14 protein-coding genes are annotated in these 15,258 nt (G+C 45.3%); 8 read left to right on the top strand and 6 right to left on the bottom strand.

Going from position 1 to position 15,258, the window contains the following annotated elements:
- Positions 1-15 precede the first annotated feature (15 nt).
- From LAJ61_RS00810 to nfsA, 4 genes are all read left to right on the top strand, one after another.
- Positions 16-786, top strand: coding sequence for a nitroreductase family protein (locus LAJ61_RS00810; RefSeq protein ID WP_224054107.1), 771 nt, complete (start codon positions 16-18; stop codon positions 784-786).
- Positions 787-825: 39 nt separating this feature from the next.
- Positions 826-2,181, top strand: a complete 1,356-nt coding sequence (locus LAJ61_RS00805; RefSeq protein WP_224054106.1) for a solute carrier family 23 protein — start codon at positions 826-828, stop codon at positions 2,179-2,181.
- A 108-nt stretch (positions 2,182-2,289) separates the two neighbouring features.
- Positions 2,290-3,153: an HpcH/HpaI aldolase/citrate lyase family protein gene (locus LAJ61_RS00800; protein ID WP_224054105.1), complete on the top strand. Its 864-nt coding sequence runs from the start codon at positions 2,290-2,292 to the stop codon at positions 3,151-3,153.
- Between the two features lie 70 nt (positions 3,154-3,223).
- Positions 3,224-4,000, top strand: coding sequence for an oxygen-insensitive NADPH nitroreductase (nfsA, locus tag LAJ61_RS00795; RefSeq protein WP_224054104.1), 777 nt, complete (start codon positions 3,224-3,226; stop codon positions 3,998-4,000).
- Positions 4,001-4,111: 111 nt separating this feature from the next.
- On the opposite strand, the gene purB is transcribed toward nfsA, so the two are convergent.
- The 5 genes from purB to dapD form a co-directional block, all read right to left on the bottom strand.
- On the bottom strand, positions 4,112-5,494 hold the full coding sequence (gene purB / locus LAJ61_RS00790; RefSeq protein ID WP_224054103.1) for an adenylosuccinate lyase: 1,383 nt from the start codon (positions 5,492-5,494) through the stop codon (positions 4,112-4,114).
- 80 nt (positions 5,495-5,574) lie between these two features.
- Positions 5,575-6,618: a multidrug resistance efflux transporter family protein gene (locus LAJ61_RS00785; RefSeq protein WP_224054102.1), complete on the bottom strand. Its 1,044-nt coding sequence runs from the start codon at positions 6,616-6,618 to the stop codon at positions 5,575-5,577.
- Between the two features lie 59 nt (positions 6,619-6,677).
- Positions 6,678-7,400 (bottom strand): 7-carboxy-7-deazaguanine synthase QueE, encoded by a 723-nt coding sequence (queE, locus tag LAJ61_RS00780; RefSeq protein WP_224054101.1) that lies wholly within the window; start codon positions 7,398-7,400, stop codon positions 6,678-6,680.
- A 72-nt stretch (positions 7,401-7,472) separates the two neighbouring features.
- Positions 7,473-7,877: a carboxymuconolactone decarboxylase family protein gene (locus LAJ61_RS00775; RefSeq protein WP_224054100.1), complete on the bottom strand. Its 405-nt coding sequence runs from the start codon at positions 7,875-7,877 to the stop codon at positions 7,473-7,475.
- A gap of 103 nt (positions 7,878-7,980) precedes the next feature.
- Entirely contained in the window at positions 7,981-8,802 is an 822-nt protein-coding gene (gene dapD / locus LAJ61_RS00770) for a 2,3,4,5-tetrahydropyridine-2,6-dicarboxylate N-succinyltransferase (protein ID WP_224054099.1), read from the bottom strand.
- A 229-nt stretch (positions 8,803-9,031) separates the two neighbouring features.
- On the opposite strand from dapD, the gene cysK reads away from it, so the two are divergent.
- Positions 9,032-10,048: a cysteine synthase A gene (gene cysK, locus LAJ61_RS00765; protein WP_224054098.1), complete on the top strand. Its 1,017-nt coding sequence runs from the start codon at positions 9,032-9,034 to the stop codon at positions 10,046-10,048.
- Between the two features lie 222 nt (positions 10,049-10,270).
- On the opposite strand, the gene LAJ61_RS00760 is transcribed toward cysK, so the two are convergent.
- On the bottom strand, positions 10,271-11,641 hold the full coding sequence (locus LAJ61_RS00760) for an MATE family efflux transporter (RefSeq protein WP_224054097.1): 1,371 nt from the start codon (positions 11,639-11,641) through the stop codon (positions 10,271-10,273).
- Between the two features lie 544 nt (positions 11,642-12,185).
- Between LAJ61_RS00760 and hemW the strand changes: the two genes are divergently transcribed.
- The 3 genes from hemW (at position 12,186) to LAJ61_RS00745 (ending at position 15,197) form a co-directional block, all read left to right on the top strand.
- Complete coding sequence (gene hemW / locus LAJ61_RS00755) at positions 12,186-13,334, top strand: radical SAM family heme chaperone HemW (protein WP_224054096.1); 1,149 nt, start codon at positions 12,186-12,188, stop codon at positions 13,332-13,334.
- A gap of 78 nt (positions 13,335-13,412) precedes the next feature.
- Positions 13,413-14,198, top strand: coding sequence for a TatD family hydrolase (locus tag LAJ61_RS00750; protein WP_224054095.1), 786 nt, complete (start codon positions 13,413-13,415; stop codon positions 14,196-14,198).
- 297 nt (positions 14,199-14,495) lie between these two features.
- A complete protein-coding gene (locus LAJ61_RS00745; RefSeq protein WP_224054094.1) occupies positions 14,496-15,197 on the top strand; it encodes a TetR/AcrR family transcriptional regulator in 702 nt (233 codons plus the stop codon).
- The last annotated feature ends 61 nt before the right edge of the window (positions 15,198-15,258 follow it).

Genomic DNA, 15,258 nt, shown 5'->3' with positions numbered 1-15,258 from the left:
TTTAACGGGGCAATCATGAATAACCAAGCTACGAGTAATCAAACTGTGAGTAATCAAACCATTGAACTTTTACAAAATCATCGGGTGTATCGAGAATTTGACAGTAGCGCCACTGTGCCAGATTCGCAGTTAAATGACATCATCAAATGCGCTCAGCAAGCGCCTAGTTGGCAAAACGGACAGCACTACAGCATTATCAACATCAGTGATAAGGCGTTACGTCAAAAAATTGTCGATTTGCAACCGCGTAACCCACAGATAGCCCAATGTAGTGTATTTTTGGTATTTGTGATGGATGGCTATCGCTCCTATCTGAGCAGTCAAGCGTATGACGGCAGCTTTGAGGGTTTTAAGGATAGTGATACATTGATTACGCTGGCTACCGATACGGCATTGGCGGCGCAAAATGCCACGGTGGCGGCAGAGAGTTTGGGTTATGCCACTTGTCCAATTGGCGGTTTGCGTATGATTGCCAATGACTTAATCGAACTGCTTCAGCTACCAAAATATACCTATCCAATTTTTGGCTTATGTATCGGTAAACCTAGCGTGGAAATGCGCCTAAAACCGCGTTTGCCAAAATCTGCGGTGTATTTTGAAAACCAATACAATACTGAAAACTTGCCGCAAATGCTCGCCGATTACGAGCAAACCATTTTGACCTTTAATGAAGCGCGTGAGCGTAAGCCATACCGTCAAAAATTTGCCGATTACTACAGTCAACCGTATGTCGCTGCTGCAGAAGATTGGCTCAAAGCGCAGGGTTTTTTGACAAAACAAAAATAACGTGTAAAATTCGCGCAGTTGACAGATGAGAGCAAAATTATGGCAAATTCGCAAAGACCACCAACCCATCAAAATACCGGTAATGATAGCGGCTGGTTCCCAAAATGGCAGCCTTACGATGGGCATTTAGATCATCATCCTGTGCGTATCCATGAGTATTTACCTGCCGATAAAAGTCTGCTACTTGGGCTGCAACATGCGTTTGCGATGTTTGGGGCAACCGTGCTTGCGCCGTTATTGATGGGATTTGATGCCAACCTTGCGATTTTGATGGCGGGGCTCAGTACGGTGCTATTTTTCTTTTTGACGGGTGGGCGAGTACCCAGTTATTTAGGGTCAAGTTTTGCGTTTATCGCGCCTGTCATCACGGCAACGGCTTATACAGGCTCAGGCTTTAACGGTAATTTATCCGTGGCGCTCGGTGGTATTTTTGTCTGTGGTATTTTTTATGCCATGGTCGGATTACTGGTGATGAAAACAGGGGTTGGCTGGATTGAGAAACTCATGCCGCCTGTGGTAACGGGTGCGATTGTGATGATTATTGGGCTAAATTTGGCGCCAGTGACGATCAAAGGCGTGTCGGGCAACCAGTTTGATAGTTGGGTTGCGTTGATGACGGTGCTGAGTATTAGTGCGGTCGCTGTGTTTAGCCGCGGTATGCTACGTCGTTTGTTGCTACTGATTGGTTTGGTATTGGCGTATATGGCATATTTTGTGCTCACCAATGTGCTTGGATATGGCAAGCCGATTGATTTTACCCCAGTTGCTCAAGCAGCTTGGGTGGGATTACCCAATTTTTATCATCCGACGTTTGATATTAACGCAATAATTTTGATTGCCCCGGTTGCGTTTATTTTAATCGCCGAAAATTTGGGACATATCAAAGCGGTAGAAGCCATGACAGGACAAGCGGTATCGCCCTATATGGGACGGGCGTTTTTCGCCGATGGTCTATGTACGGCGATGTCATCGAGCATGGGCGGTACGGGCGTCACAACCTATGCGGAAAATATCGGCGTGATGGCAGTGACTAAAGTATACTCGACCACGGTTTTTGTGGTGGCAGGCTTGATTGCTGTGCTACTGGGGCTGTCACCAAAATTTGGCGCGATTATCCATACCATCCCAGCGCCATTATTGGGCGGCGCCTCCATCGTGGTGTTTGGGCTTATCACGGTAGCAGGGGTCAAAATTTGGCTGGATAATCACATTGATTTTAGCAAAAATGCTAATTTAATCATTGCTGCGGTGACCGTCATTATGGGGGCTGGGGATTTTAGCTTACATATTGGACAATTTAATTTGGGCGGTATCGGTACTGCGACAGTGGTCGCCATCGTGTTAAATTTACTGTTTAGCCGCAGTGAAAAAGCCAAATTGACGGTTTTAAAATAAACTAAAAAACGCCTTACTTTGGGTAGGGCGGCGTTTTTTGATAAACTGTTTGATAAGTTGTTTGCCAAAAAGAATATCTCATCAAAAATGGACGAAAAAGGATGTCGCATGAGCGAAAACAATGTAGCAAAACCCAAGGGATTGAGCGCAACCAGTTATTTGTTTGTACCCGCCATCAATATTGAGCGGGTGGAAAAAGCCTTTGCCCGTGGCGCAGATACGGTGATAATTGACTTAGAAGATGCGGTCAGTGATAGTGTCAAAATGCAATCGCGTGACAATGTGGTCAATTATCTAAGCGGCGCTGATGCCCAGCCTGTTTGGGTGCGTATCAATGCCGCAAGTAGCAACCACCAAGCGGGCGATATTGATTTGCTCAAATCTTTACCAGCGTCTGCGATGAACAACGTGATTGGGGTAGTGCTACCCAAAGTCGAGCACGCCATAGAGATTGACCGCGTCCGTCATGCCCTCGCCAAACCCATGATTGCGTTAATTGAGACGCCCAAAGGCATGGCAAATATACCTGACATCGCCGCTGCAGCAGGATTGACTGCGCTCAGTTTTGGCTTTTTGGATATCTGTGAAAAATTGGGCGTGCGCGCAGACAGCGAGGCAGGGCAGATGGTCGCCAACCAAATCCGTTATCAGCTAACCTTGCATAGTGCTATCAATGCGCTCACCCCACCGATTGAATGCGTGTATCCACCTTTTAATGACGATGACGGATTGACCCAGCGCGTTAATTGGTGGCGCGATTTGGGTTTTTCAGGGATGCTGTGTATTCATCCCAACCAAGTCGCCATTGTCAATGCACTGGCTAGACCGAGCCAAGCACAGCTTGCCTTTGCCAAAAAAGTGGTTGACCATTATGCACAGACAGGGCTTGCCGCATTTGCCATGGATGGACAGATGGTCGATACGCCGGTGATTGTGCAAGCGCAAAAGCTGATTCAAAAATACCAACCCTAAGGCTAATCAAAACATAATTCAACTTATAACAACACAAACCATAACAAGGCAAACCATAACAGGGAAAATCATGACAACGCATAGTGAGCATAGTGACAGTAAACCCACCCTAGAGACGATACTCAATCATCGCTCGATTCGCAAATTTACCAACCAGCCAATAGATGCAGCAACGTTTGAGCAGCTTATCGAAGCGGGGATGGCAGGCTCATCATCGGGATTTTTGCAGTCGGCAAGCATCATTCGGGTGACAGATGCATCGCAGCGCTATGACATACGCCGTATTTGTGCCGATGCCCAGCAAGCCAAAGACGGGGAAAAATACGGTCATCCCTATGTGGAGCAGTGTGCCGAGCTGCTAATTTTTTGTATGGACAACCACCGCCACCAAACCCTTGTACCCAATGCGCAAATTGATTGGACTGAAGTCACCATTGTTGGGGCGGTTGATGCAGCCATTATGGCGCAAAATCTGCTACTAGCGGCTGAGAGTATGGGATTGGGTGGTGTGTATTTGGGCAGTATCCGCAATGACATCAGACGGATGGGCGACATACTCAAACTGCCACAAGGCGTGGTGCCGCTATTTGGCATGGCATTGGGTTACCCTGACCAAAACCCTGCCATGCGTCCACGTTTGCCAAAGGCATTGGTAGTTTCCACCAACCAATATAAACCCGCTGATAAATCCGCATTAGACCAGTATAACCAAACCGTTGCGGATTATTATGCGGCGCGTGGTCAAGCAGGGTCAGATTGGGTGCACACCATTGAAAGTTATTTGGATAAACCCGTCCGTCCCGACGTGTTGCCTTATCTTAACCAACAAGGCTATGCCAAAAGATAACCCAAAGCTCAATCAACAAATTTATCTAAAAAAATTTATGTAAAAAAATCATGTAAAAAAGTCATGTAAAAAAAGGACGCTTAGGCGCCCTTTTTGATGAGCGAAAAAGTCTTATTTTAATAAATTTTTCAAGTTTTTGGCTTGCTGTGCTGCATTACCTGTATAAGTGGCAGGGGTCAAATCAGCCAAACGTTGACGCTCAGCTTCTGGTACGGCTGCCAGTTCATCACCATTGACAAAGTTGACCATCATCTCACGAGTCATGGCTTGACCGCGGGTCAAGGCTTTTAGTTTCTCATAGGGTTTTTCAACATTGTAGCGACGCATCACGGTTTGGATTGGCTCCGCCAACACTTCTTGGGCAAGGTCCAAGTCTTCATTGAGACGATTGGCGTTAAGCTCTAATTTGCCAATACCTTTTAAGCAGGCGTCAAAGGCAATCAGACTATGGGCAAAACCCACTCCCATATTGCGAAGGACTGTCGAGTCGGTCAAGTCGCGCTGCATACGAGAAATCGGCAATTTTTCACCCAAATGCGCGAGCATGGCATTGGCAATACCTAGATTACCTTCTGAGTTTTCAAAGTCGATTGGGTTGACTTTGTGTGGCATGGTGGATGAGCCCACTTCGCCATCTTTGAGTTTTTGTTTGAAATAACCCAAGGAGATATACGTCCATACATCGCGGTTAAAATCAATCAAAATGGTATTGTAACGGCGCAGGGCGTCAAACAATTCGGCGATATAGTCATGTGGCTCAATTTGGGTGGTATAGGGATTAAAGGTCAACCCAAGGCTGGTGACAAAGTTTTCGGCATTTTTTGCCCAGTCAATATGTGGGTAGGCTGACAGGTGCGCGTTGTAGTTGCCCACCGCACCATTGATTTTACCTAGCAATTCTACGTTATTAAATTGCTTGAGCTGGCGATGCAGACGGTATGCCACGTTTGCCATTTCTTTACCCAAAGTCGTTGGGCTTGCGGTTTGCCCATGCGTGCGTGACAGCATGGGTTGGTCGGCATGGGTTTCGGCGAGGGCTGCAATCTCATCAATGATTTTTTGCATCGATTGCGCCAGTACGTCGCGACCTGATTTTAACATCAATGCGTGTGATAAGTTATTGATGTCTTCAGAGGTACAGGCAAAATGGATAAATTCACCCGCGTCTTTTAGTGCATCGATATCGGCAATTTTTTCTTTTAAAAAGTATTCAACGGCTTTGACATCATGGTTGGTGGTGCGTTCGATGTCTTTGATACGCATCGCGTCTGCTTCGCTAAAATTGGCTACAATCGCGTCTAAGCGCTCATTGGTCGCTGCGGAAAAAGGCTGAATTTCATGAATATCTGCATGATTGGCAAGGGTCTGCAACCAGCGCACTTCCACCGTCACACGGGCATGAATCAAGCCAAATTCTGACAGGTAAGGACGTAAACTATCCACTTTACTGGCATAGCGACCATCAATAGGTGAAAGAGCGGTCAAAGTATTCATCAAATAATCCTAATCGGTTAAATAAAGGGTTAACGTAAAAGTGCCTGCATTATAGCAAACTATCACAACGTGGACTACCGCTAGCGTTGCTTGGCAAACAGCACAAGCCCAATAATCACCAACGCAATCCCCACAAAACTTAAGCCTGATGGCATGGGCGTATGCAGCAGCAACATACCGCCTAACAACGCAAAAATAATTTCACTGCCTTGTGTGGCATCGACGGCGGCCAGTTGTTGTGGCTGTTTGGCAAGACTACGGGCATGTAAAAAAGTGGTCGTACCAAGCACACCTGCCATCAACGCAACCAAAAAACTAATGGTTATTTGTGAGACACTGGGCGCGGGCGGTTGTACTATGACGCCTAATAGCAGCCACATCGGCAATGACCCTAGCGACATCAGCCAGACTTTATGCAAGGGATTTGATAGCAGTGGGGAAGTCACTTGCGGCACTTTTTGTAGCAATTTGCTCGTTGCCAATTCGCTCGTTACTTTGCGCGTTTCATTGCTCGCTGCCTTGCTTATTTCATCGGTAGGATGGGTGGTGCCCTCTTTGGGTTGTCCTGCTTGCCAAATCAATTGATTACCTAAGGGAAAACAAAAACTGGCAATAAAGGCAGGTAGCGCACCAAATAGCAACAAAGCATGCCAATCAGTGCCTTGGCTCGTGCTATGCCTTAATCCTTCACCTACATTGGCAAGTACCACACCGATAAATACAATCACCGAATAGACAATGACTTTTTTTTGAAATGATTGCCCAAAAAAACTCAGCACCACCAAACTTGCCACCACAGTAAATAAATAGGTCGCGGCAATCACCCAGCCTTCGGCATAATCCGCCGCAAACGCCAGCAGCCCATACGTGCCAAGTCCAATGCCGCCGGTCACACACCAAAACTGCCAATGACTGGCAAATAGTTTACATAGTTCTAATAGCTTGGACGGATTGAGTTTGTTTTGTAGCAAAATAAAAACCGATAACAACAGCCACATAAAAAAACAGCGAAAACTTGCTGACCAAAACCAATGTCCACCTTGTACACTCATTAATTGATACAGTACAAATGACGTGCTAAAAAAAGCCGACGCAATCAGCCCCCAAACAATCATCTTTCCCATTGGCTTGATATTTCCCTAAGTTGTGTTTTAACGATTTGACAGGGGCTATTTAACAGCGGCTATTTGCCTTTGGCATCTGCCCAAATGATTTTATGCAGTTGCAGTTGAAAACGCACCGGCAGCGCATCGGCAAGTATCCATTCTGCCAAGTCAGTGGCAAGGGTAGGTACATTGGCTTGACGTTCTTCCACATTAAACATCGGAGAAAACCATACCGTTGCGACTTTTGTATCCAGTTGGTAGTCTGCGAGGATTTGTTTTGACCAGTCATAATCGTCACGATTCATAATGACAAATTTGATTTGGTCATGGGTAGTTAAGTAGGGGAGGTTTTGCCACAGATTTTTATCGGCTTCTTGAGAGCTTGGGGTTTTGATATCCATGACCTTAGAGACTGCCGTTGGCACCTCTGCCACGGACAGCGCGCCCGAAGTTTCAAGCGAAATCTCGTAGCCATGCGCCAGTAGCAAGTTCATCAAAGCGATTGCATTGGGCTGGGCTAAAGGTTCGCCGCCTGTCAAACAAATACGCTGGCACGGAAAACTCTGACACACTGCCAAAATCCCTGCCAAACTCATGCGCTCGCCGCCGACAAAGGCATATTCGGTATCACAATACACGCAGCGCAGCGGGCAGCCCGTCAAGCGAATAAAAATCGTCGGCAATCCTGCGGTCAAAGCTTCACCTTGCAGCGAGTAAAAAATCTCAGTGATTTTAAGTCCTGCTTCGGGGTCAGTGGTGGGAATGGCGGTATTGCGGATGGGTAGCGTTGAATTTGGCATAAATGTGATTAACTAATAAAAATTAGCGTTTATTTTATCAAATTTATGCCAATAAATCTTTGTGTTCAGCGGTTAAAGCAATTTCATTTCGGTTAACACGTCCACTGCAGCACGATAAGCTTCTTGTGCTGCTGGTGCACCGCAGTAAGGTAGGCTATGTAGTAGCACTTCTTGAATTTCTGCCACGCTTGCGCCGTTATTAATCGCCCCGCGAATATGACCTTTTAGTTCTGTGGGTGATTTTTGCGCGATTAAAAAGGCAAGGGTGACTAGCGAGCGGGTTTTACGATCAAGGCCTTTTCCATCAGTGGCGTCGCGTTGCCATGTTGAGCCCCAGGCGTGTTCATTAATCCAGTCCTGTAGCGGAGCGGTAAATTCGGTGACTTGTGACATGGCACGCTCCACATGCGCTTCGCCCATGACTTGTTTGCGCACGGCAATGCCGTTGTCATACGGGGTGTTTTGTTGTGACGACATACTGTTTCCTTTAATAAAGGCTATAAAATTTGCTGAAGGCTACAAAAAAAGCAAACCATGGCTGATTTGCTTTAAATAATTTACGGTTATCTTGACTAAAAATCTAGTCCATTCTGAGCAAATCGTTGATGGAGGTTTTAGAGCGGGTTTGTGCGTCTACTTTTTTCACAATTACCGCACAGTACAAGCTATGCGAGCCGTCTTTACTTGGCAAACTGCCCGACACGACCACCGAACCTGCAGGAATACGACCGTAACTGATTTCGCCTGTTTCGCGGTCTAGGATTTTGGTTGATTGACCGATATACACGCCCATCGAAATCACCGAGCCTTCCTCAACAATTACACCTTCAACGATTTCTGAGCGCGCACCGATAAAGCAGTTGTCTTCAATGATGGTTGGGTTGGCTTGTAGCGGCTCAAGGACGCCGCCAATGCCGACACCGCCTGATAGATGCACGTTTTTACCGATTTGGGCGCATGACCCCACCGTCGCCCACGTATCGACCATCGTGCCTTCATCGACATAGGCGCCGATATTGACATAAGATGGCATTAAGATAGCGCCTTTGGCAATGTATGAGCCTTTACGCGCGACAGCAGGTGGCACCACGCGCACGCCCGCTTTGGCAAATTGTTCATCGCCCCAGTCTGAAAATTTGGTTTCGACTTTATCAAAGAACTGCAGGTCACGACCGCCATTCATGATGCGGTTGTCGTTCAGACGAAAGGATAATAATACCGCTTTTTTGACCCATTGGTTGACGATCCATTCACCGTCTTTTTTTTCTGCCACCCGCAAGGTGCCGGCATCGAGCTGAGCGAGGACTTCATTGACGGCGGCACGCACATCGTCGGTGGCGTCATTGGGGTTGAAGTTGGCACGGTTTTCAAACGCATCTTCAATAATCTGTTGTAATGACATAATTTTTTCCTACAATCCAAAAAAAGGTAGGTCATTGTCGCTAATTTTGGCAGTTTTGGCAAATGATAATGCGATATTGCTGAGTAGTGCTTAGACAAATTTGGTATATTAAATTAACCAAATGGCGTTAGACACCGCGCAATCGCTGACGTAAAATTCTAAAGCTAATACTTAAAAAATTACTTGAACGACCACTAAAAAAATACAGCACAAAAAAAAGGGAATGATTATGCTACAACAACCTGATGATCACTACACCGCACCCGCCAACCTTGGTACAGCGGTATATGCCAACAATGCCGATACTATTGGTAACACGCCACTGGTGCGTCTTAATCATATCATGCCACAGGGAGTGACTGTGCTTGCCAAGATTGAGTCACGTAACCCGGCGTTTTCGGTCAAATGCCGAATCGGTGCGGGCATGGTGCAAGCCGCCGAGCAAGCAGGGTTATTAAAGCCAGGTATGCAAATCATCGAGCCGACCAGCGGTAACACGGGGATTGCGCTGGCGTTTGTGGCAGCCGCCAAAGGCTATAAAATCACGCTGACCATGCCAGCCTCGATGAGTATGGAGCGCCGTAAAGTGCTAGCCGCCTTGGGCGCACACTTGGTGCTCACTGAACCTTCGCTAGGTATGAAAGGCGCGGTGGAAGCTGCGCAAGAAATCTATGATAACCATCCTGGCGAATACTTTTTGCCACAACAATTTGATAACCCTGCCAACCCTGACACCCATGTCAAAACTACCGCACCTGAGATTTTTAATGCCACCGCGGGTAAGGTCGATGCGCTAGTGGCAGGCGTGGGTACAGGCGGGACGATTTCAGGTATCGCCCGTTATTTTAAACAAATCAAAAACCAGCCGCTTTATACCGTCGCGGTTGAACCTGCAGAATCACCGATTATTACCCAGACGCGTGAAGGCAAACCCATTACCCCAGGTCCGCATAAAATCCAAGGGATTGGCGCCAACTTTATCCCAAAAAATCTTGCGCTTGATTTACTTGATGAAGTCATCACGGTAACGGGCGATGATGCGATTGCATGGGCAAGACGGGCGATGACCCAAGAAGGTATTTTATGTGGTATCTCTTGCGGTGCAGCGCTGCAAGCGGCTCATCAACTAGCAAGCCGCCCTGAGATGCAAGGCAAAACCATTGTGGTTATTTTGCCAGACAGTGGTGAGCGTTATTTATCCAGTGTGCTATTTGATGGTATCTTCACTGGCGAAAACTTTAATTAACAAGCTTTCATGAACGATAAAAAAGGGCGTTAGTTCGCCCTTTTTTATTTTATTTTTACTTTGATTTTAATTTAAAATCGCTATAAAAATCATCGGTTGAATACCCCAAACATCGTCATCAATTCATGACCATAACCAATAATCCACAATAAATAGCCTAAGTAAATTTGCTAATTATTGCCACTCATTTTTTTTCAAGTCGTTTTTATTACCGACTTATTTTTATAGCCAAGCCATTTTTAAGCGTTTTTGCTGACGTAATAAACGCGTCCCTAACAGCAGTGACGCCAATCCCAGCGCTGCAACCAGCGCGATCCAAAACCCTTTAGCCCCCATATCGGTATGGCGCACCAAATAAGTACCCAGCGGAATCGCCACCACCCAATAGCAAAACAAGGTGATAAACATCGGCACTGTGGTATCTTGCATACCGCGCAAAATTCCCGCAAAATTGACCTGCCAGGCATCAAACAACTGATACACGGTGGCAAACCATAACAACAGCGCGGCTTGCTCAATCACTTGGGGATTTTCACTAAAGAAAGTTGGCAGGGCTTGCCGAAAAATGGCAGTTAACAACATGCTAATCACCGCAAATGACGTGGCTACGGCAATGCCGATGAGCTTGATACGTTTAAGCTCTCGGTAATCTTTGGCGCCATAGCGATTTGACACCATGATGGTGAGCGCCATCGCGACTGAAAACGGGAACATAAATAACTGCGATGAAATCGTCAACGCTACCTGATGGCTTGCCACCGCGATTTCACCCAGTGGGCTGATGATAATGGAAGCTAGACTAAAGGCGCTTACTTCAAAAAAAATCGACATGCCAATGGGAATGCCAATCGATAATTGCTGACGCAACTGAGCAAAATCCATGCCGGCAAAATTGGCAAAAAACCGTTGATTGGCAAAATCTGACTGGGGACTCAAAGTCAAATAGCTTACCAACATCAGTAAATTTATCCATAACGCAATCCCAGAGGCAAAACCACAGCCTGCGCCGCCCATGGCAGGAATCAGCACAGTTTCACCAAAGGTCACGCCATGAATAAACGCATAGCTGAGCGGCACATTTAAAATCAAACCAATGAGGCTAATCACCATGACCACGGTGGGATGTTTCAAGCTTTCGGTGTAGCAGCGCAGCGAGGTATATAGACAGACTGCAGGAAACCCAAAAGAGATACCAAACAAGAATTTTTGCGCGATATGCTGAATATCCTTCGGTACCTTCATCCAATCAAACAAATAATGCAGCTGATTGACCGCCACAAACCCTATCATACCGATGATAAGCGCCAGCCAAAGCGATTGTTGGGTAATAAACGGCACTTTTTGTAGTCGCTGCTGACCAATCGCTTCCCCAATCAATGGCGTGGTGGCAAGCAAAATACCAACTGCTAGCAAAAACGTGGGCATCCAAATACCCGCACCGATTGCCACGCCTGATAAATCTAGCGCGGAGACTTGCCCAGCGAGTAAGGTATCGACCAAGGCGAGCCCTGACTGGCAAATCTGGGTGATTAAAATAGGTAAGGTCAAGACAAATAATTGTTTTAAGTCTTGACGAGCAATAGCTGACAGCATGTAATGACCAAATATGCGTAGAAAATTCAATAAAGGCGGCAGTTTAACAGATTTTGCGGCATGATTTTTTATTGTTTAATTTGTTGTTTAACAGGTCAGCAAATTAACAGGTCAAAAAAAGTTAGCGTTTGATTGTGATAGCATCAACATAAAAAAGCCTTTATCAAATATTGCCAGAATTTGATAAAGGCTTTTTTACAACAATAGCTTTTAAAGCGCTTCAATCATGGCTTGATAGCCTGTGAGTTTAGCATGCCTATTTTATAAGGCACCTTTTTACATGGCACTTTTTATAAGATGCTTTTTTATAAGGCGCTTTTTTATCAGGCGCTTGGGTATATGACATGATGACAATCCTTCCTTGATAATAGATGAAATAGCAATAACTAATAGCGATAAATTATTAAATAAAATCAAAATAAAAGTTTGGGGCTATGCTACCATTGTTATTTTTTAAAGTATAGCCAAATAGTAGCGATTATCATCAAAAAATTATTGGCTATAGCGTGTTAAATTATCAATCAAATGAATTAGTTACTGATTAATGCCAAATCCAAACCTTATCCCTTTATCGCTTTATATCCATATTCCTTGGTGTGTTAAAAAATGCCCTTATTGTGATTTTAATTCACATGAAAGCCGTATACCGATTGATTTTGTAGGCTATGTCGATGCCTTATTAGACGATTTAAAAACCCAGCTAAGCTTTGTACAAGGGCGCAAGATTGCCGCCATTTTTATTGGGGGCGGCACGCCATCGCTACTACCCATTGCGCAATATCGGCAGCTTTTTGCGGGTATCAATGCTCAGTTAACACTGACTGACGATTGTGAAATCACCATGGAAGCCAATCCTGCCACCGTGGAGCATGCGCCATTTCATGAGTATTTAGCGGTGGGTATCAATCGGTTGTCGCTTGGCGTACAAAGTTTTCAAACCCAAAAACTTGCCGCCTTGGGGCGGATTCATAACCCGCAGCAAGCGCTTTTAGCTATTGCCAATGCCCAGCAAGCAGGGTTTAAAAAGTTAAATGTCGACTTAATGCATGGCTTGCCCAACCAAACACTGACAGACGCGCTGAGCGATTTGCAGCAAGCGATTGATTTGGGCGTTTCGCATATTTCATGGTATCAGCTTACCATTGAGCCCAATACCGTGTTTTATCGCAATACGCCGATTTTGCCCGATGACGAGATATTGGTGGATATTTTTGAGCAAGGCGCTCAGCTTTTGAAAGCCAATGGATTTGTGCAATACGAAGTGTCGGCATGGTCAAGACAGGTGGATTTTCAGCCCAGTCAGCATAATCTCAACTATTGGCAGTTTGGCGATTATTTGGCGATTGGGGCAGGCGCGCATGGTAAAGTCACGCGGCCTGATGGTATTTACCGTTTTAGCAAATCTCGCTTACCAAAAGATTATAGGGTTAATCAGTCGGCGATAGGTTGGCAAGCCATCAAGCCGTCTGATTTACCGTTTGAATTTATGATGAATGGGCTGCGGCTAAAAAATGGCGTGCCCAAACAGTTTTGGATAGAAAGAACAGGCTTAGCATGGTCAGTCATTGAGCCGCAATTGATACAACTACACAATCGGGGTTTGGTTGAGTTAAGCGGTGACCATATCCACTGCACAGCGCAAGGGTTTTTATTTTTAAACCAAGTGCTGCAAGAATTTTTACCCGATGACTAACGCTTTGACGGTGCATTTGATTGAATTTATGCGCCGCAGCCTTATTTAAGCGTCAATCAATTAAAAAAAGAGAGTGATATGTTTACCGATACCCATGCCCATCTAAACCGTTTGGATTTAGAAAAATATCAAGGTGATATCCGTCTAGCCTTACAAGCCGCCAAGGATGCCAATGTGCAGCGGATTATGGCGATTATGTGTGAGCTGGATGAATACGATGCTATTTATGAGATTATCAATACAAAAATTGACGGGCTAACGTTGGGGATGAGTGTGGGCGTGCATCCCTGCGAAGATATTGCCATGCTAAAAAGTGCAACAGTTGAAACACTCGTTGAAATGGCAAATCAGCCGCATGTTTGGGCGATTGGCGAGACCGGGCTTGATTATTATTGGTCAATAGAAAACAGCATAGAACAAAAAGCGAGCTTTGCCCGCCATATTCATGCCAGTCAACACCTAAAAAAACCCATTATCGTCCACACCCGTGAGGCGAAACACGATACATTGGACTTATTAAAAGCAGAAAAAGCCGAGCATGGCATTATTCATTGCTTTACGGAAGATTATGACACCGCCAAAAAAGCCTTGGACTTGGGTTTTTATATTTCTTTATCAGGGATTGTGACCTTTAAAAACGCCACTGAATTACAAGCAGTGGCGAAAAAACTGCCTAAAGATCGCATTTTGATTGAAACCGACAGCCCATATCTGGCGCCAGTGCCCAAACGCGGCAAATCTAACGAACCTGCTTTTGTACCCTATGTGGCGGATTTTCTCGCCAAGCATTATGACATGCCAGTGGCTGAGTTCGCGCGCTTAACCCACCAAAATTTTGACGCATTACTACATCAATATGCTTAAAAATAGTTAAACAAATCTTTATACTTTATTAAGTAGGTAATAAAATTTATGTGATAAAACATTTGGCAATGACTCATCAGTCATGTATCATACGTAGCAACCTTGCTTCTATGTTTCTAAGCAAAGTTACTATGCGAGGTTGCTAAGCTAGGTACTATGCGAGGTTATTAAGCAAAGTTACTATGCAAGGTTATTAAGCAAGCATTTTTTTATCATTTAACAGTTGTGCGTAGATGGGTTGATGTAACGGGTCTCGTCAACAATAGGGGCTACTAGAACAGACTGATGGAGTAATCAATGAGTCGTCAACAACAATTCAAAAATCGTGAAGAAGTCATATTGGCAGTTGCCGAGCAGTTGCTATTAGAGTCTGGGGAAGGTGATATCACCTTAGATAGTTTAGCCGAGCAGCTAGACTTAGCCAAAGGTACGCTATACAAGCATTTTACCAGCAAAGATGAATTGTTTTTACGCATCATTATCCGTCATGAGCAACAACTACTTGCGCTAAGCGAAGTCGGCGATTGTCCTGCCGCAGGTGTGGCACGTCTTACCCTGTTTCAACTCATCAATCCGCAAAAAGCCATATTACTCAACCAAATTGAAGAACGCTTAGCCAATTCTGCCGTAGGGCTTAATAAACTTTTTTCACAGTTGTATGAAATTCGCCGTGAACGCATGAAGCGATTAATCAATACCACGGCTGAATACCTGCAATCGCTACACAGCACCATGAGTACCCGAGACTATCTGTCAACCATTTGGGCGATGGGTCAAGGCGGTGCAGGACTGCTGAATTCTAGTTTTTACCAACGCTATCTTGGTCGCCGCGATACCTTACGTTTTGCCTTGGTTCAGCATATTTTAGATATTCCCAAGCAATACCCTGCTGCGGTACAATCAGTCGATGCGCCTACTGGGGCGAACCTACCTAGCAATTCTACTGATACGGCAACTTCACAGACTGAGTCAAGCCTAACGCCGCGCAATGTTAAATAATAAATGTCAAAGAATACTAGTTAACTATCATTATCCCCGGTTAAGCTTTATAAACTATCCC

It is taken from the genome of Faucicola osloensis, assembly GCF_020041925.1.
GTDB classification, from domain to species: Bacteria; Pseudomonadota; Gammaproteobacteria; order Pseudomonadales; family Moraxellaceae; genus Faucicola; species Faucicola osloensis_D.
This window is presented reverse-complemented; position numbering and strand designations above follow the sequence as displayed.

Excerpts from the sequence above, each read along its gene's own strand:
- cysK (WP_224054098.1), top strand. The coding sequence starts at position 9,032 with ATGCTACAACAACCTGATGATCACTACACCGCACCCGCCAACCTTGGT.
- queE (WP_224054101.1), bottom strand. The coding sequence starts at position 7,400 with ATGCCAAATTCAACGCTACCCATCCGCAATACCGCCATTCCCACCACT.
- LAJ61_RS00800 (WP_224054105.1), top strand. The coding sequence starts at position 2,290 with ATGAGCGAAAACAATGTAGCAAAACCCAAGGGATTGAGCGCAACCAGT.
- LAJ61_RS00750 (WP_224054095.1), top strand. The coding sequence starts at position 13,413 with ATGTTTACCGATACCCATGCCCATCTAAACCGTTTGGATTTAGAAAAA.
- nfsA (WP_224054104.1), top strand. The coding sequence starts at position 3,224 with ATGACAACGCATAGTGAGCATAGTGACAGTAAACCCACCCTAGAGACG.
- LAJ61_RS00745 (WP_224054094.1), top strand. The coding sequence starts at position 14,496 with ATGAGTCGTCAACAACAATTCAAAAATCGTGAAGAAGTCATATTGGCA.
- LAJ61_RS00760 (WP_224054097.1), bottom strand. The coding sequence starts at position 11,641 with ATGCTGTCAGCTATTGCTCGTCAAGACTTAAAACAATTATTTGTCTTG.
- LAJ61_RS00805 (WP_224054106.1), top strand. The coding sequence starts at position 826 with ATGGCAAATTCGCAAAGACCACCAACCCATCAAAATACCGGTAATGAT.
- LAJ61_RS00775 (WP_224054100.1), bottom strand. The coding sequence starts at position 7,877 with ATGTCGTCACAACAAAACACCCCGTATGACAACGGCATTGCCGTGCGC.
- dapD (WP_224054099.1), bottom strand. The coding sequence starts at position 8,802 with ATGTCATTACAACAGATTATTGAAGATGCGTTTGAAAACCGTGCCAAC.
- purB (WP_224054103.1), bottom strand. The coding sequence starts at position 5,494 with ATGAATACTTTGACCGCTCTTTCACCTATTGATGGTCGCTATGCCAGT.
- LAJ61_RS00810 (WP_224054107.1), top strand. The coding sequence starts at position 16 with ATGAATAACCAAGCTACGAGTAATCAAACTGTGAGTAATCAAACCATT.
- LAJ61_RS00785 (WP_224054102.1), bottom strand. The coding sequence starts at position 6,618 with ATGGGAAAGATGATTGTTTGGGGGCTGATTGCGTCGGCTTTTTTTAGC.
- hemW (WP_224054096.1), top strand. The coding sequence starts at position 12,186 with ATGCCAAATCCAAACCTTATCCCTTTATCGCTTTATATCCATATTCCT.